Annotated in this window: 20 protein-coding genes; 8 read left to right on the forward strand and 12 right to left on the reverse strand. The window is 41.7% G+C overall.

Annotation, left to right across the window (positions count from 1 at the left end):
* Positions 1 to 113: 113 nt before the first annotated feature.
* The 6 genes from atpD to H6G14_RS17635 all read right to left on the reverse strand — a co-directional run bounded on the left by atpD (position 114) and on the right by H6G14_RS17635 (position 6,431).
* A complete protein-coding gene (gene atpD / locus H6G14_RS17610; protein ID WP_190568639.1) occupies positions 114 to 1,562 on the reverse strand; it encodes a F0F1 ATP synthase subunit beta in 1,449 nt (482 codons plus the stop codon).
* Between the two features lie 259 nt (positions 1,563 to 1,821).
* Positions 1,822 to 2,055 (reverse strand): Nif11-like leader peptide family natural product precursor, encoded by a 234-nt coding sequence (locus H6G14_RS17615; protein ID WP_190568640.1) that lies wholly within the window; start codon positions 2,053 to 2,055, stop codon positions 1,822 to 1,824.
* 721 nt (positions 2,056 to 2,776) lie between these two features.
* Positions 2,777 to 3,670 (reverse strand): ABC transporter permease subunit, encoded by an 894-nt coding sequence (locus tag H6G14_RS17620; protein WP_190568641.1) that lies wholly within the window; start codon positions 3,668 to 3,670, stop codon positions 2,777 to 2,779.
* An 88-nt stretch (positions 3,671 to 3,758) separates the two neighbouring features.
* The gene (locus tag H6G14_RS17625; protein ID WP_190568642.1) at positions 3,759 to 4,841 is read right to left on the reverse strand and encodes a polyamine ABC transporter substrate-binding protein; all 1,083 of its coding nucleotides are present in this window, start codon (positions 4,839 to 4,841) and stop codon (positions 3,759 to 3,761) included.
* 41 nt (positions 4,842 to 4,882) lie between these two features.
* Positions 4,883 to 5,251, reverse strand: coding sequence for a four helix bundle protein (locus H6G14_RS17630; protein ID WP_190568643.1), 369 nt, complete (start codon positions 5,249 to 5,251; stop codon positions 4,883 to 4,885).
* 46 nt (positions 5,252 to 5,297) lie between these two features.
* Entirely contained in the window at positions 5,298 to 6,431 is a 1,134-nt protein-coding gene (locus H6G14_RS17635; RefSeq protein ID WP_190568644.1) for an ABC transporter ATP-binding protein, read from the reverse strand.
* 285 nt (positions 6,432 to 6,716) lie between these two features.
* On the opposite strand from H6G14_RS17635, the gene H6G14_RS33370 reads away from it, so the two are divergent.
* Both H6G14_RS33370 and mrdA read left to right on the forward strand, forming a co-directional pair.
* A complete protein-coding gene (locus tag H6G14_RS33370; protein ID WP_206757607.1) occupies positions 6,717 to 6,896 on the forward strand; it encodes a hypothetical protein in 180 nt (59 codons plus the stop codon).
* 146 nt (positions 6,897 to 7,042) lie between these two features.
* Complete coding sequence (gene mrdA, locus H6G14_RS17640) at positions 7,043 to 8,875, forward strand: penicillin-binding protein 2 (protein ID WP_190568645.1); 1,833 nt, start codon at positions 7,043 to 7,045, stop codon at positions 8,873 to 8,875.
* A gap of 56 nt (positions 8,876 to 8,931) precedes the next feature.
* Here mrdA and H6G14_RS17645 read toward each other — a convergent pair whose 3' ends face one another.
* Both H6G14_RS17645 and H6G14_RS17650 read right to left on the reverse strand, forming a co-directional pair.
* Positions 8,932 to 9,336 carry an ExbD/TolR family protein gene (locus tag H6G14_RS17645; RefSeq protein ID WP_011319089.1) on the reverse strand — a complete coding sequence of 135 codons (405 nt, stop codon included), beginning with the start codon at positions 9,334 to 9,336 and terminating at the stop codon, positions 8,932 to 8,934.
* Positions 9,320 to 9,973 carry a MotA/TolQ/ExbB proton channel family protein gene (locus tag H6G14_RS17650; protein ID WP_190568646.1) on the reverse strand — a complete coding sequence of 218 codons (654 nt, stop codon included), beginning with the start codon at positions 9,971 to 9,973 and terminating at the stop codon, positions 9,320 to 9,322. Before H6G14_RS17650 ends, H6G14_RS17645 begins: the two co-directional genes overlap by 17 nt.
* Positions 9,974 to 10,643: 670 nt before the next feature.
* On the opposite strand from H6G14_RS17650, the gene H6G14_RS17655 reads away from it, so the two are divergent.
* The 3 genes from H6G14_RS17655 to H6G14_RS17665 all read left to right on the forward strand — a co-directional run bounded on the left by H6G14_RS17655 (position 10,644) and on the right by H6G14_RS17665 (position 13,808).
* Positions 10,644 to 11,138: a hypothetical protein gene (locus H6G14_RS17655; protein ID WP_190568647.1), complete on the forward strand. Its 495-nt coding sequence runs from the start codon at positions 10,644 to 10,646 to the stop codon at positions 11,136 to 11,138.
* 283 nt (positions 11,139 to 11,421) lie between these two features.
* On the forward strand, positions 11,422 to 13,107 hold the full coding sequence (locus H6G14_RS17660; RefSeq protein ID WP_190568670.1) for an NAD(P)H-quinone oxidoreductase subunit 4: 1,686 nt from the start codon (positions 11,422 to 11,424) through the stop codon (positions 13,105 to 13,107).
* A 125-nt stretch (positions 13,108 to 13,232) separates the two neighbouring features.
* Entirely contained in the window at positions 13,233 to 13,808 is a 576-nt protein-coding gene (locus H6G14_RS17665; RefSeq protein ID WP_190568648.1) for a Uma2 family endonuclease, read from the forward strand.
* A 31-nt stretch (positions 13,809 to 13,839) separates the two neighbouring features.
* Here the strand turns inward: H6G14_RS17665 and H6G14_RS17670 are convergent, their stop codons facing one another.
* On the reverse strand, positions 13,840 to 15,216 hold the full coding sequence (locus tag H6G14_RS17670) for a 1-acyl-sn-glycerol-3-phosphate acyltransferase (RefSeq protein WP_190568649.1): 1,377 nt from the start codon (positions 15,214 to 15,216) through the stop codon (positions 13,840 to 13,842).
* Between the two features lie 214 nt (positions 15,217 to 15,430).
* Between H6G14_RS17670 and H6G14_RS17675 the strand changes: the two genes are divergently transcribed.
* Together H6G14_RS17675 and H6G14_RS17680 are read left to right on the forward strand one after the other, a co-directional pair.
* Complete coding sequence (locus H6G14_RS17675) at positions 15,431 to 17,245, forward strand: proline--tRNA ligase (protein WP_190568650.1); 1,815 nt, start codon at positions 15,431 to 15,433, stop codon at positions 17,243 to 17,245.
* A 604-nt stretch (positions 17,246 to 17,849) separates the two neighbouring features.
* On the forward strand, positions 17,850 to 18,464 hold the full coding sequence (locus tag H6G14_RS17680) for a GerMN domain-containing protein (protein WP_190568651.1): 615 nt from the start codon (positions 17,850 to 17,852) through the stop codon (positions 18,462 to 18,464).
* Positions 18,465 to 18,520: 56 nt separating this feature from the next.
* Here the strand turns inward: H6G14_RS17680 and H6G14_RS17685 are convergent, their stop codons facing one another.
* The 3 genes from H6G14_RS17685 to efp form a co-directional block, all read right to left on the reverse strand.
* Entirely contained in the window at positions 18,521 to 18,865 is a 345-nt protein-coding gene (locus H6G14_RS17685) for an ArsR/SmtB family transcription factor (RefSeq protein ID WP_011319097.1), read from the reverse strand.
* Positions 18,866 to 19,069: 204 nt separating this feature from the next.
* Positions 19,070 to 19,618, reverse strand: a complete 549-nt coding sequence (gene accB / locus H6G14_RS17690) for an acetyl-CoA carboxylase biotin carboxyl carrier protein (protein ID WP_190568652.1) — start codon at positions 19,616 to 19,618, stop codon at positions 19,070 to 19,072.
* A gap of 192 nt (positions 19,619 to 19,810) precedes the next feature.
* Complete coding sequence (gene efp / locus H6G14_RS17695; RefSeq protein ID WP_010999184.1) at positions 19,811 to 20,368, reverse strand: elongation factor P; 558 nt, start codon at positions 20,366 to 20,368, stop codon at positions 19,811 to 19,813.
* A 271-nt stretch (positions 20,369 to 20,639) separates the two neighbouring features.
* On the opposite strand from efp, the gene H6G14_RS17700 reads away from it, so the two are divergent.
* A complete protein-coding gene (locus H6G14_RS17700; RefSeq protein ID WP_190568653.1) occupies positions 20,640 to 21,746 on the forward strand; it encodes a peptidylprolyl isomerase in 1,107 nt (368 codons plus the stop codon).
* Positions 21,747 to 21,926 lie beyond the last annotated feature (180 nt).

Here is a 21,926-nt window from a genome sequence, read left to right on the forward strand (position 1 = left end):
AGTCAATAGTCATGTAGCTCTGGACCCTCCGGGTTCGCCAGTCCCCTACGGCGGGAAACCCGCCTACAGGGCTGGACTCACTAATGACTATTGACTAATGACTATTGACTAATTTAGCCTTTGAGTTTTTCGGCTTTGGCGATCGCTTCGTTGATATCGCCTACCAAGTAGAAGGCTTGCTCTGGCAGATCATCCAACTCACCAGATAGAATCTTCTGGAACCCTTTGATGGTGTCTTCTAACTTCACGTACTTACCAGGAGAACCTGTGAATACTTCAGCTACGAAGAAAGGCTGAGACAAGAAACGCTCAACCTTCCGGGCCCGTGCTACGATGAGTCTGTCTTCTTCAGACAATTCATCTAGACCCAGAATAGCGATGATGTCTTGCAATTCTTTGTAGCGTTGTAGGGTCGATTGGACAGCACGAGCAGTATTGTAGTGTTCGTCACCAACAATGTTGGGTTGCAACATGGTAGAGGTGGAACCTAGCGGATCTACCGCAGGATAAATACCTTTAGCAGCCAAACTACGAGATAGTACTGTTGTACCATCTAAGTGAGCAAAGGTGGTTGCAGGCGCGGGGTCTGTCAAGTCGTCCGCAGGTACGTATACAGCCTGAATTGAGGTGATAGAACCTTCGGTAGTGGAGGTAATCCGTTCTTGCAGTTGACCTACATCAGTACCCAAAGTTGGCTGATATCCCACAGCAGAAGGCATCCGACCCAACAGCGCTGATACTTCAGAACCTGCTTGTACGAACCGGAAGATGTTGTCAATAAACAACAGCACGTCTTGCTTGTTGACATCGCGGAAGTATTCAGCCATTGTCAAACCAGACAAACCAACCCGCATTCTTGCTCCGGGTGGTTCGTTCATCTGACCGTACACCAACGCAATTTTTGATTCGTTGAGGTTCTCGTTGTTGATTACCCCAGATTCAATCATTTCGTTGTAGAGGTCATTCCCTTCACGGGTACGCTCTCCCACGCCGGCGAACACGGACACGCCACCGTGCTGGGTAGCAATGTTGTTAATCAACTCCATCATGATTACGGTCTTGCCGACACCAGCACCGCCGAACAGACCAATTTTACCACCGCGTCGATAGGGGGTCAGGAGGTCAACAACCTTAATTCCCGTCTCGAAAACGGAAGGCTTGGTTTCTAGCTCTGTGAGCTTGGGAGCCGGACGGTGAATGGGTAAGGTTTCTTGGTTGTTGACTGGGCCTCTGTTGTCTACAGGTTCGCCAAGAACGTTGAAAATCCGTCCGAGAGTTGCTTTACCAACGGGTACGCTGATGGGAGCGCCTGTATCGACGACTTCCAGGCCACGGACTAAACCATCTGTAGAACTCATAGCAACGGCGCGTATTTGGTTGTCGCCCAAAAGTTGCTGTACTTCTACGGTGAGGTTGAGTTCCTGTCCAGCTTCGTTAGTGCCTTTGATGGTCAGAGCGTTGTAGATTTGCGGTAATTTTCCGCTAGGAAATTTAACGTCTACAACAGGACCAATGATTTGGGTAATGTAACCGATGTTTGTTTTTTCTGCGGTGGTGACCATGCTGCGCCTAATGGTTGAAGCTATATTTCAGAATGGGTCTTAGAAGACATAAGATTATGCAATGTCATCTTTCACTCTAACACCGGAGGGGGACAGAGTTCCGTTAGTAATTCCTTAAAAAGTAGTTCGGCGACTTTATTCCCACCGGCTGGACTGAATGACCCAACTTCATATCATAATTCGTATAAGCGCTACTTGTGGACAAGGCTTGTACCAAGTTCTGCTCCGCGCCCTGCCCCTTTTCTTCTGCCTCTTCCGGTTAAACTAACGATAACTGTTCATTAGTACTGTGTTCGCTGTCAAACCACACTTGATCTAATTCATTCTCAGTAAATCGATAACCAAGGGTGGCTGCGAAATTAACTATTTTCGTTTTATCCCAATGGTAACTACCTAATAAACTACGACTACAGCATTTATTAAAGTATTTTTCATAAATGGTTTCGTCTGCCATCAAAACGTCATAAAAAGCATTTGCTTGTTGTAAAGACATAATTATTCTCCGTCAAAAATTTATTTTTATGCTTAATAATAAATACTTGGAATTATCAGGTGATTCCGGTTTTTAGAGACGATTTATCAAGTCAATATTTGATGAATTGTGGTTTACAGCCATGTGTTATTTGCTCACACCCCAGAATCTTGGCAAAGCAGTAGCACTGCTTACGTTAATAAACAGCCTCTTAGAGAGAAAAATTGATAAAATTTTACTCACTCTTTAAAATGGAAAATATATAATTCCCAAGAGATTATCCTTAAACTAGAACTTTTAGGGCAGGAAAGAGTCACAAATTGGTGAAGTTTTTACGAACAATAAATATATGGATCTAACATCATGTCAAGACTATATAAACTACTTTGATTAAACATTTGCTGAGAAATTTTTATTCCTTGTTTTAATTGGCTAAATCTTCATGCAAAATAGCCAATAAAAATTAGGGGTTGAAAATTTTGCTATACAGTTAGGTATCTTCAGTAAGGCAAACTTGAAGAACTCAGTACCATCTGTCTAGTAACTATTTCAACGCCAAGGCGATCGCTTCTATGGGGAAACACACGATAATACTCTTATCTTAAACCCAGAGGTGCTGATAACCAAGTATGGATATAGGGTTTTTACTGAAAAAATAAGTTTATTTATATAAATTTTATATAAAATTAAAGTAAAAATACGTAACAACTCAGTACTTGACAGCCTCTACTTAGTATGGGAACTAGCGATCGCCAAATTTAATTAGCAGCGCGATCGCTACACTCACGGCTAAAATTAGGGTCATACTCAACGCTGAACCAAACCCCCAATTTTGGGTAACTCCGAGAAATTGGTTATAAACTAGCCTGGCTGCCGTCATACTAGAAGCACCACCGAGTAATTCTGGGTCAATAAAATCCCCTAAGGCTGTGATCAGCACAAGGAGAGAACCAGCAGTGATTCCTGGGGAAATTTGCGGAACTGTGACTTTCCAAAAAGCCTTGGTGGGACTTGCGCCTAAATCGGCGGCGGCTTCTAGTAAGCGTTTATCTAACTTTTCCAGTGAAGCGTATAAAATCAACACCATATATGGAAGTAAGCTGTAACTCATGCCAATTAAAACGGCTGGTGTACGGTTAAGTAGTTCTAAGGTGGGTAAACCGACACTACTTAATAGACTGTTCAAAAGACCAGTAGGACGGAGAATAGTGATCCAAGCGTAGGAACGGAGTAGAGAAGAAGTCCACAAAGGTAAGACAAAGCCTAGTAATAGGAGATTGCGCCAGCGTTGCGGTGCAATTTGAGCAATCCAATACGCCACCGGAAAACCCAAAGTTAGACAGATCGCCATTGTACCTAAAGCCAACCAGAGCGATCGCAGGATTACCTGCAAGTATAAGGGGTCAAGTATGCGGACATAGTTATCTAATCCACTGGGGTTGACTATATCTCCAGGTCTAATATTTGGAACTAGACTCAACTGAAAAATTATCAGTGTTGGTAGTACTAATAATAGTAATAACCAAATACCAGACGGTGCTAACAATACCAAAGGTTGGATAAGATTAAACTTTGGGCGGTTTAACTTCTGAATTTTGTCCAGATCATCTGGAGTATCACGAATTTCTGTCTTCACAATTGTAAAAGTAATTAACTGTTGACTGTTGACTGTTGACTGTTGACTGTTGATTGTTGACTGTTGACTACTTATCAATTACTAATAATTAACTACTAGTTAGTTGCGTCCAGTAGCGTTCATAAACTTCTTCAAATGGCCCCACTGGACTAATGCGTTCACATTTGTCTAGAATTGATGATGGAGGATATAAATTTTCATTACTTTTAATTTGTTTTGGTAATTGTTCAAATGCAGCATTATTAGGAGTAGAAATCTTCAGCCGTTCGCTTGTGGCAGCTGCTACTTCTGGTTGTAAAATAAAATTAATCCAGGCATAAGCACCATCTAAGTTGGGCGCTGATTTGGGGATAACAATTGTATCAGTCCACAATGAAGAACCACTGCGGGGAATAACATATTTCAGTTTAGGATTTTCTTTAATTACTTTGGTTGCATCAGCTGAATAACACATTGCTAATACCAAATCGCCTGCTAAAATTTGATTACGCCAAGCATCAGTGTCAAAAGCGGCGATCGCTGGTTTGAGTGTACTTAACTTTTCATAAGCTTGTTTAATTTGGGCTTCATTTTGCGAGTTATAGGAATAACCCAACATCCGCAACACCGCACCCATAACCTCACGCACATCATTAAGTAAAGTTATACGCTTACTGAGGAACTTTTGATTCCGCCAAAGATATTCCCAGTCTTCTGGTGCTTCTTTGAGAATCTCCGAGTTATAGATTAAACCCGTTGTTCCCCAATTAAAAGGGATACTATAGCGATTTTTAGGGTCATAACTAGGATTTTGGAATTGTGGAAATAAATTATCTAATCCAACTAGGCGATCGTGTTTTAATTCACTTAATAAATTTCTTTCTACCATCTTCTGTACCATATAATCAGATGGATAAATCAGACTATAAGTACCGCCACCTCCAGCTAAGAGTTTAGCTAGCATTACTTCGTTAGAATCATAGACATCAACAAGCGCCTTCATACCAGTTTGGGCGCTAAAAGTTTGTAATAGTTTCTGATCAGAATACTGTGTCCAAGTATAAAGATACAATTGGTCACTGCGACCAGAAGAACTAGAAGCTCGCACATCAGCTAATTTCCAGCCACAACTTGCTAAAGATAAACTGGAAATTGCTGTGATTCCTCGTAGAAATTTTCTTCTATTAGTCATTAGTCAATAGTCCATAGTCTATATTTCAGAATTGATAATTCCTATTTAGTATTTTTGCCAATCGAATTTAAGTAGGAGTTTAATTGAGGTGCTAGATCATTAATCATGAGCTTTAATCTATCTATTTGTTCTAAGGTTAACAATCGACGAGTGTACGCTCGCCTCAACCAATGTTGGGTTTCATTTAATGAACCTCTTGCTATTCTGATAAATCTTTTATCGTCTTGGTAACTACCTCTGCCAACACCTTCTGCTATATTCGCCCCAATGCTATCTGCTGAACGTACTATCTGTATACCTATTGTGTTTTTAGCAAACATATCCCAATCATTGACTATTTGCCAAATTTCATCAGCTAACTTCTCTGCTAATTGATAAACTCGTAATTCCCTAAAATACTTACTACCCATCTAGCTATTGACTATTGACTCTGGACTCTGGACTATTGGCTCTGGACTATTGACTAATAGCCAAACAATCATTTTCTGCCCACCAAGCATAAATAGGTGTTTCACGGTCTGGTAAATTGCCAAAAGTATTAGGTTGTAAAACATTAATATTAATGCCGTTAATTAATTGGACAAGATAATTAACGTGAGTTCCTAAATACATGACATTTATCAACCTTCCTTCAAAAGAATTATGGACTGCACTAGGCGGATAAAGGGAAAGTTGAATTTTTTCTGGTCGCACACTGACAACCACAGGTTTTAATAATTCTGCGGGTGTATCTTCATTCCGGGCGACTACAATTGTGAGTCCAGTTTTGGTAACAATTTGAATATATTCAGTTTCTAATAGGGTGATTTCACCACTAAACAAATTAGTATCACCGATGAAATCAGCGACAAAGGAAGTTTTTGGACGTTCGTAAATCTCTTGGGGAGTACCAATTTGTTCAATCTTCCCCTGGTTCATCACCGCGATGCGATCGCTCAAAGATAACGCCTCTTCCTGGTCATGAGTTACCATAATGAAGGTCAAACCCAGGTTTTTATGTAAATTTGATAACTCAACCTGCATTTCCTTACGCAGTTTTAAATCCAACGCCCCCAACGGTTCATCCAGCAACACCACAGCCGGACGATTCACCAAAGCCCTAGCCAAAGCAACGCGCTGCTGTTGACCACCGGACAGTTGACTAGGAAAGCGCGATCGCAAACTTTCCATTTTTACCAGTTTTAAAGCTTCTTTAACTCTGCTTTCTACTTCTGATTTCCGGGATTTCTTTAGCCGCAACCCGAAAGCAACATTATCCCAGACGTTAAGGTGATTAAATAGAGCATAACTTTGAAATACTGTATTAACTGGTCGGCGGTAAGGCGGAATATTGGTCATCGGCTGACCCTGAATCAGTAACTTACCAGCATCAACTTGTTCAAATCCGGCTATTAAACGTAGTGTTGTTGTCTTACCACAGCCAGAAGGGCCAAGAATACTAAAGAATTCCCCTTGTCTCACATCCAAGTCCACTCCATGTACCGCCGGTTCTTGGTTGAAAAACTTGAATACGTTACGTAGTTCAACATCAAGGGGGAGAAGTGTTTTTGCGCCCCTGGGATTCTGCGTCGCAGTTTGAGCCATATTCATCAGTAGAATGCCGTGATCTTACGAGATTTTGTGTATTAATGTAGTCGATTAAGCAAACTCTTCATAGCCTTTGGTTCATTGTAGTCTGCTAAAAAGATTTGTTTATAAATACACTGACTAAATTGTTACAAGTTAAATAGCCATAGTCATTTTGGGAATCATATACAAGTTATCGGCATTTTGAGGATTTTTATCGATCTTATGACTCTGCACTGTATATTTATACCTAATCACAGGTGGCTCATCTTGTTGTACCTGCTTCTTTTACCATTGATGGAGTGACCTATGATAATTAAAATTGTCCCAGATTCGACTATGGAATCAGACCGCAGCTTTGTCGCTCATTCTCATCACACTTGCTTTCTGCTTTTACTTCCAATAGATCAAGATGCAGAGACTATATTAATAGGGCAATTACCCATTACCCATTACCAATCAACACTAACCATTCAAAAAACGCAATGAAGAACTAGTTCAAGAAGTACAGAACTGATTTAAAATAACTTGCCATAGCTAAGTTTATTAAGTGCTATTACCCTGAATAGGGTGATAACAATATAGGACAATTAACTGCATACAAATATTATTATCTGAGCAATTCTTTAAGTATTATGGCTTTATTGCAACCATCTTCCCTACTGGGTAAAAAAGATAAACGAACTGTTGGCAGGGGTTTTCAGTCCACATTTTTGATTATATTTACCCTGCTAATGACGGCGGGAATTAGTACGCGGTTAGTGTACTTACAAATTATTGAAGGCTCCCAATTCAAGCAGAAAGCAGAGTCAAACCGGGTTCGAGTCATCCCTAAACAACCAGAAAGAGGTAATATTTTTGACCGCAATGGCAAACTTTTAGCCAGTACACGTTATCCTCGTTCTATTTATCTTTGGCCGATGGCTCACACTAAAGCCTCGTGGTCGGTTGTTGGGCCGCGTCTGGCAAAAATTTTGGAGATTCCCCAAGAAGAAATCGAAAAAAAATTAGAAGAAGCTGGTGCTAACTCTTCTTCACTCATTCGCATTGCTCGTAATTTGGATGAAGCCCAAATTACCGCCATCAAAGAATATGAAAGTGAACTTAAAGATGTAGAAATACACACGGAAGCTGTGCGCTATTATCCCCACGGGAGAGAATTGGCTCATGTTCTGGGTTACACGCGAGAGTTGACGGCTGAACAGTTAAAAGCTAGGAAGCAGGACGGCTATCGCCTTGGTGATGTGATTGGTCAAATGGGTGTGGAAAAAGCCTATGAGAAATCATTACGAGGTGAATGGGGTGGTCAGCAAGTAGAAGTTGATGGGGCTGGTAGACCATTGCGGGTTCTAGGTGAAAAACAAGCTAAAGCTGGTAATGATATACGTTTGACCATAGATTTAGATGTGCAGAAAGCAGCAGAAAAAGCATTAGGCGATCGCAACGGAACCATCATTGCCCTGGATCCGAAAAACGGTGCTGTCTTAGCAATGGTATCTCACCCTACTTTTGACCCGAACATTTTCTCCAAGCAACGGCTGACGCAAAAAGACTGGGAATCTGTCCAAGGTGAAGACCATCCTCTCGTTAATCGTGCCTTAAGTGCTTTTCCGCCTGCTAGTACTTTTAAAATTGTTACGAAGACAGCTGGACTAGAATCAGGTAAATTTTCTCCCAGTACAGTATTACAAACCTACGGTTCTTTAACTATTGGTGGAACTCGATTTGGGGAGTGGAATCACGCGGGATTTGGGCCTTTAGGTTTTGTTGGTGCAATGCAGTGGAGTAGTGATACTTTCTTCTATCAAATTGGTAGAGGAATTGGTGGCCCTACTTTGATTGAATGGACGCGTAAATATGGATTTGGTCAGAGAACAGGTTTTGAGTTTGTTTCGGAGGAAGCAAAAGGTTCTGTACCAGATGAAGCATGGAAACAAAGAGTCTGGAAAATGCCTTGGACTGTTGGCGACACAATTAATATGTCCATTGGTCAAGGCGCTTTGTTAGCCACCCCTTTACAAGTTGCGGTCATGTTTGCTGTCCCAGCTAATGGAGGCTATCGTGTTCAACCGCATCTACTCAAAGATAATGAAGAAGCTAGAAGCTGGCGAGAACTTGTACAAATGAAGCCCACCACTTTGAAACTTTTGCGTGAGGGTTTACGCAAGGTAATTTCTGATGGTACAGGGAAAGTTTTACATCAGCCAACAATTCCCCCAGTCGCCGGTAAAAGTGGAACTGCTGAAGCTTGGAAGGGAAGAGTCAAACAAAATCATGCTTGGTTTGGGGCTTATGCGCCTGCTGATAAGCCAGAAATTTTAATTGTCGCCTTCGCTGAACATTCTGGCGGCGGTGGTGGAAGCGTTGCTGCACCGATGATACTGAAGGTGATGGAAGATTATTTCCAACGCAAGTATCCTGGCAAATATCAAAAGCCAGTCAATACAGAAGCGACAAAAACTAGATAAAGAATTTTGGGGTAAGACTGTTCACTTTACCCCTAAACTTCCTTTATGAAATAGCCTTAACGTTTTTGAGTGGCGATCGCTAATTTTGCTCCCTGTACCTGACGTACTTGATCCATGATGGCCACTACCTTACCATGTCCTACTCTTTCATCAGCATTAATAACTACTAGGGCTTCCTGGTTAGCACCAACTAGGTTACGCAACTGTCCAGCCACAGCATCAACTAGAATCGGTTGACGATTCAAGCTGACCGCCCCTTGTTCATCTACCGTGATCGTAATCTTTGCAGGTACTTGCTGTTGTTTTGCCGTTGCCGCTTTTGGTAAATTAACTGGCAAGCCTTCTGAACGAGTTAAAAACAGCGTAGACATGATAAAAAATGTCAAAATCGCAAAAATCACATCAATCATCGGCACAATGTTGATCTGTGCTGGAATATCTGGCTCATCTTGTAGACGCATAGGTTCTTTCTCCTCGTTCGTAGCGGCGGCGATAAAGTAATTCTAATTGACCGCCATACTCCTGAAATAGTGCCATTTGTCTGGTGTAAAGTCCCCGAAAGGAGTTGGCAAAAAACAATGTGAATATTGCCACTATCAATCCTGCTGCTGTAGATACTAAAGCTTCACTAATACCCGCCGTCACACCTGCGGTTTTTGTCCCTCCCACATCACCAATATCTAAAGAAGCGAAGGAAGTAATCAAACCTAACACTGTACCCAGCAAACCTAAGAGTGGTGCTAAACCGATAATTGTGTCGAAAATATTTTGAAATCGCTTGAGTACGGGGATTTCGGCTTGAGCTTCGCTTTCTAGCGCCAGGCGAAATTCCTCTGGTGTTGGTTCTTCTAATTCCAAAGCCGATAAAAAGACACGCGCTAGTGGTAAATCTACATTTTTTCTGAGTTTATCTATTGCGCCAACTACATTATCTAGTCGATAGAGGTTCAACACATCTCTAACTACGCGCTGTTGGCGATTGTTGATTTTTAGCCAAAATCTGGCACGCTCAACAATCAATGCTACTGCCAACACAGAAAAACCTAACAGAGGCCACATGACTACGCCGCCTGCTGCAAAAAGATTTTGGATTCCCATTTACTGCCTCATCATGAATCAAAAACCAGATTAGCAGAATCCTCTAGTAAATTGATACTCTTTGTCAAGAGTAGCTTAAATATGATGCAAATTATTATCACATTACTGGGATTGTATATAGCATCAATTGCATCATGAATATTGACAAGCATCATGCTGAAAGTGTTTGTAACGTTATTCCCAAGGCTTTTTATGCTAAATCGCAATGCTCAAGAATTTAATTCTTAGATTGAATATGCCGTAAAATTGTGCAAGCTTCCACAAATCACTCTAGAATTGGATTTTCTCTTGTCAATAGCAATGTTCTAACTATTGAAAATAAATAGCAAACAACGTACTTGACAGTGAGTAATAATAAATTCGCAGATGGTAATTTTTGAGTTTGTTAGGACTCACGCACCCAGATTTTCTGTTGAGACAGGGTGTAAGGGTTTCAAACATTTATACCCCACCCCTAAAACCCTATACCCCTATACCCTTCTCCCAACCCTTGGTCTTTCGTTTTCATGCGTAAGTCCGATTTGTTATCAATTACGTAATTTCTATGCTGGCTAAATGTCATCTTTTCCCCACTCCCTGGTATATTACTCATGACCTATGGTCAACATCAGCGATAACATAGGTATTTAAAGGAACTTTGCAAATCCAATATGGTGTGAGGAGTCAGGTGATGAAGTGTTTACCTTATTTAGTGGCAATTCTGGGAACTGGTTCTGCTTTGAGTCTTGTGATGAATACTCAACCAGCACAAGCGCAAGTTGCATACGGTAGCTATGTAGGTATTGGGCCTACTGTTGGTTTAACTGATAGTATCCAAGTTGGTGGGGTGCTAGCTTTCCGCTACAAACTGCTAGAGTCACCAATTTCTTTCCGCGCTCAAGCTTTAGTAGGACAAAATACCGCAGTCGTACCTACAGTTTCCTATGACCTCCCTTTAAATTGGCAAACAGATGCTTACTTAGGTGCGGGATTAGTTTTAACTGGCGGTAATGGTGCTTCTCCTGTCGGTGACAAAATTAGTTTTGCCCTACAACCCGGTATTGATTATGTTGTTCCTAACAGTAACACTGTTCTGTTTGGTAATGCCATCATCGCCTTTGATGCCTATCGTAACGGTGGTGGCGCAGCTGTCGCTGTTCAAGGTGGTGTAGGCTTGAGGTTTTAAATACTTAGCTCTGACATATAAAAACAAGAAACCTGGGTTTTGCTATGGACGCAGGGATATAAGGCTGTGAGTATTTAAAAAAACTTCATACGTTTAAATTGACCTTGCACCATACACACTTAATGAGTGTACAAGGGAAAATTTTGTTGTCTATGATATCCATTAGTTTTTTACTATTGAATAGCTTTTATCGATAGAAAACTGGGGTAAATATTTATAATAAAAAGTTTACAAAGTTTAATAGAATAGATCCATTCACCAATAAGTATTTTTGCTTAATAACATGATGGCGGATGGATTTCCTTGGCTGACCGCGATTATATTACTACCACTCGTTGCTTCTGCATTTATTCCCCTGCTGCCTGATAAAGAAGGTAAGCTCGTGCGATGGTATGCCTTGGGTGTAGGAATCGCGGATTTTGTTTTGATGTGCTATACCTTTTGGCACCATTACGATGCAAGCAGTGCGACTTTTCAACTAGTGGAGAAATATGATTGGGTACCTCAGATAGGTTTTAGCTGGGCGGTTTCAGTCGATGGAATATCCATGCCACTAGTATTGCTGGCAGGATTTGTGACGACCCTTTCCATGTTGGCTGCATGGCAAGTTAATCTCAAACCTCGCCTGTTTTATTTCTTAATGTTGGTGCTGTACTCTGCCCAAATCGGTGTATTTGTCGCCCAAGACTTGCTGTTATTCTTCATTATGTGGGAACTGGAATTGGTTCCTGTTTACTTGCTTGTCTCGATTTGGGGCGGACAGAAACGCCGCTATGCTGCGACAAAGTTCTTGCTTTATACAGCAGCAGCCTCGATTTTCATCTTAATCGCTGGGCTGGCAATGGCTCTTTACGGCGATAATACTACTTTCGATATTGTCGAACTCGGTGCAAAAAACTACCCTCTGGCTTTAGAGTTACTACTTTATGCTGGATTACTAATTGCTTTTGGTGTAAAACTGGCTATTTTCCCCTTACACACCTGGTTGCCTGATGCTCACGGTGAAGCTTCAGCACCTGTATCGATGATTTTGGCAGGTGTGCTTCTCAAAATGGGCGGTTACGGATTAATTCGCCTCAATTTGGAATTACTGCCTGACGCGCATATTTACTTTGCACCAGTGTTAGCAACTTTGGGTGTAATCAATATTATCTATGGCGGTTTGAACTCCTTTGCTCAAACTCACATGAAGCGCCGCCTTGCTTATTCTTCCGTTTCCCACATGGGATTTGTGCTGCTGGGTATTGCCTCTTTCACCGATGTGGGTGTGAGTGGTGCTATGCTGCAAATGCTTTCCCACGGTTTGATTGCGGCGGTGTTGTTCTTCTTGGCTGGTGTAACATACGATCGCACCCATACAATGGCGATGGATAATTTGGGTGGTATCGGTCAAGCTATGCCCAAAGTGTTCGCTTTGTTTACCGCCGGCACAATGGCATCTTTGGCACTCCCAGGAATGAGTGGCTTTGTCAGCGAACTTAAGGTATTTATTGGTGTTACCACCAGCGATATTTACAGTCCGACATTCTGCACTGTTATGGTATTCCTCGCCGCAGTGGGAGTTATCTTAACCCCGATTTATCTACTGTCTATGTTGAGACAGGTATTTTACGGCACTGGTGCAGAACTCAGTTGCAATATTAACAATGGCGCTTACCAGAACCAAGAAGATGAAGGAACAGCTTGCTTTGGTACAGACTGTCTCTTACCAGGGGAAGCGGTGTACAGAGATGCTAGTGTCCGTGAAGTGTTTATTGCTGTTTCCTTCTTGGTGCTGATTATTGGTGTAGGTGTCTACCCCAAAATCGCTACGCAACTTTACGATGTGAAAACTGTAGCGGTTAATACCCAGGTTCGCCAATCCTATACACAAATTGCCCAAAGCAATCCTCAGATATATGCTAAGGGTTTCTTTACTCCCCAAATTGTAGAGCCTGAAGTCATGGCAATTTCGGGAGTAATCAAATAATCCCATCATTTAGATAATAAAATAGGCGATCGCTTCTTTGTGGGGCGATCGTTTCGTTTTTTCTTTGGTTTTATTGATAATTCGGCTCTTAAAATAAAGATAAACTTACCTTTCCATACATAGTTATGAGCCTCACTACTACTAAACGTTTCACTGTAGATGAATATCACCGTCTAATTGAACTCGGCTTTTTTGCTGAAAATGACCGATTTGAGCTAATTACGGGAGAAATAGTCCAGATGACATCTAAGGGTAAACCTCATGCGGTTTGCGAAACTCGTTTAGAGAGGGAACTATATAAGTTGGTAGGAGAGATGGCAACTCTACGAGGACAACAACCAATTACACTATCAAATTATAGTGAGCCGGAACCAGATAGAGTAATTGTTAAAAACCGAGATGATGATTATCTTACTTCTCATCCTAATGCCGTTGATATATTACTATTAATTGAAATTGCAGATTCATCTTTGAAATATGACCAAGAAATTAAATTACCTGTTTATTCTGAAGCAGGTATTGTCGATTATTGGATATTTAATTTAGTAGATAAATGTCTTGAGTGTTACAGCGAACCTTATCAGGATTTACAAGGTAGGTTTGGATATCGAAGTAAGTTAATTTATCTACCAAATGAGTCGGTTAATTTAACATTTTTTTCTGATTTAGTTCTGAATTTATCCAAGGTGTTTCCTAGTTAGATTATCTCGACTAAAGCCCTTGCTGTAAAATTTAAATCAATCCTTCCATAGCTTGTTGTAGATTATTTGTCAAATCAGCAACAGCTTGTCTTGCACCTAAACGATTCTCTTTATACTTGGGATACAATTCCGATACAGATAGCGGTTCACCAATAGTAATCTTGATTTTTTGCTTGCCTAACTTGGGACGATTAAAAGATTTCGTACCTTGGATTTTTGCTAACATCTGCCAAACAATTAATACTGTTTCCGCAAACCTTTCTACTGTTGGTTTTTCGCGGATATAATTACCGGAAACAGCCACAAAACTTTCAACTAATCTCATGTGCCACATTCTTGCATTGGCTTCTTCTGCAACTCTATCGCCTAATGCCCGTTCAACGGCAGATAATCCTTTAAGATCCTTGTAATCTTCCCTAAATATATAATTCCATCCCGCTTGTTCCACCCGACGACAACGATCGCTTAATTGTCCCTTTGGTTGTAAATTAAAATACTGCTCGGCTATTTCTAGTGCAGCGTTTAACAAGGCTTGTAAGCGTAATTTCAAGGCTTCATTACGATTATCGCTCACTCCTTCCGTCACTGGAGATAACTTGAGATGATAAAACCGCGTGTAAAACTGTTCCATTAAAGACAATAAATGTTCCGCCAAAGTCAACAGACGCGGGTAAAGTGACTCTAAATCAGGAACTTGGGTTTTAGTGCTTGTATCTACAGGTAAACCGCTAGCCATAGCCAAATCATCTAAAAGCTGGGCGATCGCTTGCCAAGGTGCATCAACGTAACTATATTTAATCCCAACTGGTACAATTAAAACCTGCTCGGTACGTCCGGCTTTGTGCAAATCTTCAGCACACCAAAAACCCATTTGGGCAATACCTGGTTCTAATGGGCTGATCATCTCCGATAAACCATTAGTAGCACCTTCTGGAGCAGCAGCCATCGGAAATTTGCCATTGGCGAACAAATCCCGCGCCGAACGTAACCCCGTCCAGTCAGCCTTACCTCTTTGTATGGGAGTCCCACCCAATTGAGATGCAAGCCAACCAACATAGTCCCCAGCCCAGAGAGGAATGCCGCGATCGTAGATAAAATGAGCATGAATGGGAGACTGTAGTGCTACACCCTGCTGTCGTGCTACCCTTGGCACGAGTTGAGAAAGCAAATAAACCAAAGAAAATGGATCTTCCGTTTGTGGATGGCGAAACGCCAATAAAAAGCGAATTTTCCCCCCTTGAAACTCGCGGTAGAGATTTGCTAAAACCTCAGCATTGTCTGCTTCAATTTGGTTAATGGCTGTTTGAGAACGAATCCAAGTTGGTAGGAACAGGTGAACAAATCGCAGAAGTAAGGGATTAAAGGCTGGGGGGATAAATTCTAGAGGTGGTTGTGCTTGGTAAATCATGGAGATTGGGGATTGGGGACTGGAGACTGGGGATTGGGGATTGGGGATTGGGATTGAATCTAAAATTCTTACCCTTACACCCCTACACCCCCATACCCCTACACCCTTATTAGGAATAACCTATATTTTGTAATTCATAGTTCATGTTCGATATTTCGTAATTGAGTTGATACAGAAATTAGTGATTTTGCAATTAGGAGTCAAGGAATAAACGATGCGACTGTCACAAATGTTATTCGTTACACTGCGGGATGATCCGGCTGATGCGGAGATTCCTAGCCATAAATTGTTACTACGTGCAGGGTATATTCGTCGCATCGGTAGCGGTATTTATGCGTATCTCCCCCTGATGTGGCGGGTACTGCAAAAGGTTTCTCAAATTGTGCGGGAGGAAATGAACGCTACAGGCGCACAAGAATGTCTGTTACCCCAGTTACAGCCGTCGGAGTTGTGGAAGGAGTCGGGACGCTGGGATACTTACACCAAAGCTGAGGGAATTATGTTTTCCCTGATTGACCGCCGTGAGCAACAATTAGGGTTAGGGCCGACTCACGAGGAAGTAATTACAGCGATCGCTCGTGATATGATTCGCTCTTACCGTCAGCTACCCATACACCTATATCAATTGCAAACCAAGTTCCGTGATGAAATTCGCCCCCGGTTTGGGTTGATGCGCGGACGGGAATTTATCATGAAAGACGGCTATTCTTTCCACGTCGATGAAGACAGCCTGAAAAAAACCTACCAAGATATGTACCAAGCCTACAGCAATATGCTACGGCGCGCTGGTTTAGCATTTCGTCCTGTAGAAGCCGATTCCGGTGCAATTGGTGGTTCTGGTTCTACAGAATTCATGGTGTTGGCGGAAGCTGGGGAAGACGAAGTTCTCTACACCGATGATGGAAAATATGCGGCTAACGTAGAAAAAGCTGTTTCTCTACCTGCGGATGCAGAACCGTCACAGTTTACAACTTTTGAAAAGCGAGAAACACCAGGAACAGAAACTATTGAGAAAGTTACTCAATTTCTCAAAGCTTCTCCCACCCAGATAGTGAAAAATGTTCTCTACCAAACCGTTTATGACAATGGTGTAACGGTTTTGGTACTGGTAATTATTCGTGGTGATCAAGAAGTTAATGAAGTTAAATTACAGAACGAATTGACAAAATTAGCTTCCAATTACGGTGCAAAGGCAATTATTAGCCTCGCTGTTCCCAGTGCAGAAAACCAACAAACATGGACAGCAAAATCTTTACCTTTAGGCTACATTGCACCGGATATTGCTGATGAGTATATTGCTGCAAATAAACAAATTCATCCTAAATTTGTCCGGTTCGTTGATAAAACAGTCGTTGATTTAAAAAACTTCATCACTGGTGCAAATGAAGCTGGCTATCACGTTGTAGGTGCGAATTGGGGCGAACAATTTCCCCTACCAGAAATTGTTGTAGATGTGCGAAAAGCCAGACCAGGCGATCGCGCTATTCACGACTCCACCCAAATCTTAAAAAGTGCTAGAGGAATAGAAGTTGGTCATATCTTCCAATTAGGGACTAAATATTCCCAAGCTTTAGGCGCAACTTATACTAATGAACAAGGTGAAGAAAAACCACTGGTTATGGGTTGCTACGGTGTGGGTGTATCGAGGTTAGCCCAATCAGCCGTGGAGCAATCTTATGATAAAGATGGCATTATCTGGCCAGTGGCGATCGCTCCTTATCATGCAATTGTGACAATTCCTAACATTAACGATGCTCAACAGGTAGAAATTGCGGAAAAGCTTTACACTGAACTGAATCGATCAGGGGTAGAAACTTTATTAGATGACCGTAATGAAAGAGCCGGAGTCAAATTCAAAGATGCTGATCTCATCGGTATTCCTTACAGAATTGTTACCGGACGAGCAATTACTAACGGTAAAGTTGAAATTGTAGAAAGGGCAACTCGCCAATCTCAAGAAATCCCCATTGATGAAGTTATTACCACACTCCAGCAGTGGATTAAAGCCGCGATAGAGCAGAAAAATTAAATTACGAGGAATGCAGAGTAATAAATACTCGCATTTCCTCTGTATCCCTCATTTAATTGTAGAAAACTTGAAGAAATCATAACATTTCCAGATTTACATAATTTGATAGGTGACGAATTCCCAACACCAATTCTAAAATAAATAATAAATAAGAATTTAGAATCCAGAATTTACGAAGGCAGGTTAATTCCTATCACCTAATTCTAGACAATAAATATATAATTTAGTGAAGGTGTGAAACCATATATATTGATCCATCAATCATTACAGAAGTCATATTTCAGAATGACTTTTGAAGTCTCAACTGAGAAAGTGCAGCACTTGAATCTACAGAGTTATCTTTCAAGTTTTTGGAAACTCTCCATTTGTCAGCATCGTCCTTAAGCAGGCTGCTCTTCACAACAAGACTACCTTTAGGAATTACCCATGAGAAGCAAAACCTATGGTTTGGGTAAAGGGTATAGGAATTTAGGGGTACAGGGGTATAGGGGTGTAGGTTTCAAAACCCTTACACCCTTACACCCCTATACCCTTACACCCTCAACTCCAAAAAATCATCTCTGTGTAAGTCCTGTTTCAGCCCCCAGTCAGGAAGGTTTTAAATATGAATAACCAACAAGGATCTAACCGTATATCTTCAGGTGTAATTGCAGCAGTCTCAGCAGCAGTTGTAACGGTCGCTGGCGGTGTGGCTTGGATAACTGCCAACTCCAATAATAATCCCACACCATCAAACCCTTCTCAAGGTATTGAGCAACCAGGACAGCCAACGACCAAACAACCAGGTAACGAGCAAAGTCCTAGTGTCTATTGGCTCAAACCAAAAGGCGATAGCGTAGATTTAGTTCCCCAAAGAGTGAGAGTAGCTGCTGCACAGCCAAATCAAGTTTTAGAGAAAGCTTTCCAAAATTTATTAGCAGGGCCGACAGAAGGAACAGATTCCACCACTATCCCCAAAGGTACTAAGTTATTAGGACTAAAAGTAGAAAATAACGATGAAGTACACGTTAACCTATCTGAAGATTTCACCAGTGGCGGCGGTAGTACTTCAATGATGGGTCGGGTTGGTCAAGTAGTCTATACTGCCACAAGTTTAAACCCCAATGCCAAAGTGTACATTGAGGTAAATGGTAAACCATTGGAAGTTTTAGGCGGTGAAGGGGTGGTCTTAGATCAGCCCCTAACCCGCGACAGCTTTAAGAAAGATTATCCTCTTTAGCCAACAGTCAACAGTCAACAGTCAACAGTCAACAAATTCAGACTCATGACTAATGACTAATTTTTATTTAGCACCCTAAAATTACGGGCTTGCTGTTCTAACCTTGTAGCAAGGCGATCGCAAACCCGATTACATAACTCAAAAATCATTTCGTCTTCCACCCGGTAGTAAGCACTAGTTCCTTCACTACGACGGCTCAGGATTCCGGCTTGCCACATTACTTTTAGGTGTTTAGACACATTGGCTTGGGAAGTCTGGGTTGCGTCTACCAATTCCTGTACACACTTTTCTTCATCCCGTAGTAAATGCAACAGCCGCAGACGCATCGGCTCACTTAACAGGCTGAAGTATTCGGCTACTTGTTGCACCACTTCTTGAGATACAGGCAACGCTTGTTTCATCAGGATAGATCCGCAGGACTGACAACTTTACCAATGACTCACTGCTAGTAATTTAAGTTGCTAGCCATCAATTTCATGGCTGGTAATGGGTAATGGGTAATGAGTAAAATTTTTCTCAATTACCAATTAGCAATCACCAGTTACCAATTACCAAACATAACTAGCAACTTGAGTTAGTAATGACTCACCTATATACATTAATACTTAATCTGGTTTAATTCTCATCAAAGGTTGATTATATTCCACAGGTTCGCCATTTTGGACAAGAATTTCGATCACTTGCCCAGAAACATCAGCCTCAATTTCATTCATCAGCTTCATTGCTTCGATGATGCAGACGGTTTGACCTTGACGGATGCGATCGCCTACTTCCACAAATACCGCTTCACCAGGTGCAGGAGCGCGGTAAAATGTTCCCACCATTGGGGAAGGCACTTCTGCTAATTTTTGGTCAATGATTTTTGCTCCTGGCTGTGAGCCGGAACTCGTGACCGCATGATCGGCTACACGGCTTGTTCCCACCTCTGGAGATGGGGTCGGGGCTGGATGGGCGACAATCGGTACAGCCGGTGGCAATCCCGAACCTACCACACCACTCAAAGGCGCTGTCACAACCGGCACAATACTATTATTCACACCAACAGCTTTACGTACTGTTAGTTCAAAGTCGTCACTTTTGAGCGTTACTTCCGCAATATCTGTTTGTGCAATAGTTGTCAGCAGTTGACGGATTTCATTAAAGTCCAATGGCACAGTTTTTATTACCTCGACCAGTCCGTAAATAAAGAATTTTTCATACCAACTCCGCAAAATTCGTTTACCATTAAGACTCAGAAAGCTTAAGGGAATCCAGTTTTTTGAATTTTGAATTGGCCTAAGTGTGGCAGGGATTTAATCCCTGAAATAGGGATTGAAATCGGGATTTGTTCTCGGATGAGATAAAATCTATTCCCTGCCTAAATATTTATCGTCGCGGGTATCAATTTTGATACGTTCTCCTTGAGAGATAAACAAAGGAACCATCACAGTTGCACCAGTTTCGACAATTGCTGGTTTCGTGCCACCTGTAGCCGTGTCACCCTTAACACCTGGATCAGTTTGTATAACTTCCAAGACTACAGAGTTAGCCAGTTCCACCTCTAGCACTTGCTCGCCCCAACGAATGACGTTCACTTCCATACCTTCTTTGAGGTATTTGACGCGATCGCCAATTTGTGCAGCGCTGAGTCGTCCTTCTTCATAGCTTTCCATATCCATAAAGACGAACTCATCGCCCTCTTTATAGGTATGCTGCATTGTAATTTTTTCTAAAGTAGCTTGTGGAACAGTTTCCCCAGCCCGGAAGGTTTTTTCTAAAACCTTGCCGCTTTGGACGTTCTTCAGAGTTGTCCGGACAAAGGCAGAACCCTTACCTGGCTTAACGTGAAGGAAATCTATCACTCGCCATACAGACCCATCTAAGACAATGGATACACCAGGTCGAAAATCGTTACTAGAAATCATGAAGCTTTCAAGTGTTGGAAGACAATCGGCATTTATTGTACCCTTCAAGGGTCTTAATTAGGTAATTAGTCAGTAGTTAGTTGTGAGCCAGTGCGGTCTTGGGGTTTCCCCCATGTTGGCGTAAGCCTTCCCGTAAGGGTGCAACTGGCGAACCCAAAGGGTTAGTTGTCATTAGTCCCCAATCCCCAAATACTACTCATGACTCGTACTGTGGGAAGATGATTGATGGGTTACGTCTAGTCAACAATTTGATGCTGCATTGAGCTATTCCATGTTGAATTTATTAAAATCCTGGCTGAAGAACAGCCTCATGGCAATACTGTTAGTAACAATATTTTTAGGCATAAATACAGCTGGCTGGACTCCTTCCAGTAACGCCGCCTTGCCATCTGGAAATGCGATTACTGACGGTAGAGCTTTATTGCGGTATGCACTCCCAATAAATAATAAGCCGGTACGCGAACTGCAAGCCAGTTTAGAAGATATTTCTGCCCAACTGCGTGCAAATCGTCGATGGGGTGCTGTCTCTAAAGACCTGAGTAAAGCATCCCGCATTCTTGATAAACCTTCACAAATCCTAACAAGCGTTCCGGAAGAACGCCAAACTCAAGCTGAAACTTGGATTAATGAATTAAAAACTGGTGTAGCAAAAGTTCAAGAAATTGCACAATCCAAAGATAAAGAACAAGTTCTACAAGAAAGAGCTAAATTACTTAATTTAGTCTCCCTTATAGAAGAATCAATGGTGAAGGAATTTCCTTTTGAAGTTCCAGAAGAGTATAGTAACCTACCTCAACTTAAAGGACGTGCCACCATAGCAATTAAAACCAATAAAGGTGATTTAACTGTTGTGGTTGATGGTTATAGCGCCCCTGTAACGGCGGGAAACTTTGTAGATTTAGTACAACGGGGTTTTTATGATGGGTTAGAATTTACCCGTTCCGAAGAATCTTACGTTCTACAAACCGGAGATCCCCCAGGCAAAGAACAGGGTTTTATTGATCCCAAAACAGGCAAATATCGGGCTATCCCTTTAGAAATTCTGGTAGAAGGTGATAAAAAACCAACCTACGGGATCACCTTAGAAGACGCTGGACGCTATCTAGATATGCCAGTATTACCCTTTTCTTCCTTTGGTGCATTAGCAATGGCTCGTCCTGAAACCGAAGCCGATGGTGCGTCTTCTCAAGTCTTCTTCTTCTTATTTGAACCAGAACTCACCCCAGCCGGACGTAACCTCTTAGATGGTCGTTACTCAGTTTTTGGCTATCTCATTGAAGGGAAAGACATTTTAGATACACTAAAAGCCGGTGACAAAATCGAATCAGCCACCGTTGTTCAGGGACTAGAAAATTTAGTACAACCCCAATCAGCCTAAGTATATTTCTGAGTTCTAATACCAATTTGAAAAAAGAATGGGACAAATCAACCATCTGTAGAGACGCGATAAATCGCGTCTTCACCCAATGATGTGTTGCGATCATTAATTGAATTGGTATAAGTTATGAGTGAGAAGGCAATCAACAATACTCAGTTGTTACTTGTCTTTCTCTCTCAT

Origin of the sequence: Nostoc parmelioides FACHB-3921, from assembly GCF_014696625.1 — a bacterium.
Lineage (GTDB): Bacteria > Cyanobacteriota > Cyanobacteriia > Cyanobacteriales > Nostocaceae > Trichormus > Trichormus parmelioides.

Bases quoted from the DNA above. Each gene is read 5' to 3' on its own strand.
- atpD (WP_190568639.1), bottom strand. From the start codon at position 1,562: ATGGTCACCACCGCAGAAAAAACAAACATCGGTTACATTACCCAAATC.
- H6G14_RS17615 (WP_190568640.1), bottom strand. From the start codon at position 2,055: ATGTCTTTACAACAAGCAAATGCTTTTTATGACGTTTTGATGGCAGAC.
- H6G14_RS17625 (WP_190568642.1), bottom strand. From the start codon at position 4,841: ATGACTAATAGAAGAAAATTTCTACGAGGAATCACAGCAATTTCCAGT.
- H6G14_RS17630 (WP_190568643.1), bottom strand. From the start codon at position 5,251: ATGGGTAGTAAGTATTTTAGGGAATTACGAGTTTATCAATTAGCAGAG.
- H6G14_RS17635 (WP_190568644.1), bottom strand. From the start codon at position 6,431: ATGAATATGGCTCAAACTGCGACGCAGAATCCCAGGGGCGCAAAAACA.
- H6G14_RS33370 (WP_206757607.1), top strand. From the start codon at position 6,717: ATGATAATTAAAATTGTCCCAGATTCGACTATGGAATCAGACCGCAGC.
- mrdA (WP_190568645.1), top strand. From the start codon at position 7,043: ATGGCTTTATTGCAACCATCTTCCCTACTGGGTAAAAAAGATAAACGA.
- H6G14_RS17645 (WP_011319089.1), bottom strand. From the start codon at position 9,336: ATGCGTCTACAAGATGAGCCAGATATTCCAGCACAGATCAACATTGTG.
- H6G14_RS17650 (WP_190568646.1), bottom strand. From the start codon at position 9,973: ATGGGAATCCAAAATCTTTTTGCAGCAGGCGGCGTAGTCATGTGGCCT.
- H6G14_RS17655 (WP_190568647.1), top strand. From the start codon at position 10,644: ATGAAGTGTTTACCTTATTTAGTGGCAATTCTGGGAACTGGTTCTGCT.
- H6G14_RS17660 (WP_190568670.1), top strand. From the start codon at position 11,422: ATGATGGCGGATGGATTTCCTTGGCTGACCGCGATTATATTACTACCA.
- H6G14_RS17665 (WP_190568648.1), top strand. From the start codon at position 13,233: ATGAGCCTCACTACTACTAAACGTTTCACTGTAGATGAATATCACCGT.
- H6G14_RS17670 (WP_190568649.1), bottom strand. From the start codon at position 15,216: ATGATTTACCAAGCACAACCACCTCTAGAATTTATCCCCCCAGCCTTT.
- H6G14_RS17675 (WP_190568650.1), top strand. From the start codon at position 15,431: ATGCGACTGTCACAAATGTTATTCGTTACACTGCGGGATGATCCGGCT.
- H6G14_RS17680 (WP_190568651.1), top strand. From the start codon at position 17,850: ATGAATAACCAACAAGGATCTAACCGTATATCTTCAGGTGTAATTGCA.
- H6G14_RS17685 (WP_011319097.1), bottom strand. From the start codon at position 18,865: ATGAAACAAGCGTTGCCTGTATCTCAAGAAGTGGTGCAACAAGTAGCC.
- efp (WP_010999184.1), bottom strand. From the start codon at position 20,368: ATGATTTCTAGTAACGATTTTCGACCTGGTGTATCCATTGTCTTAGAT.
- H6G14_RS17700 (WP_190568653.1), top strand. From the start codon at position 20,640: ATGTTGAATTTATTAAAATCCTGGCTGAAGAACAGCCTCATGGCAATA.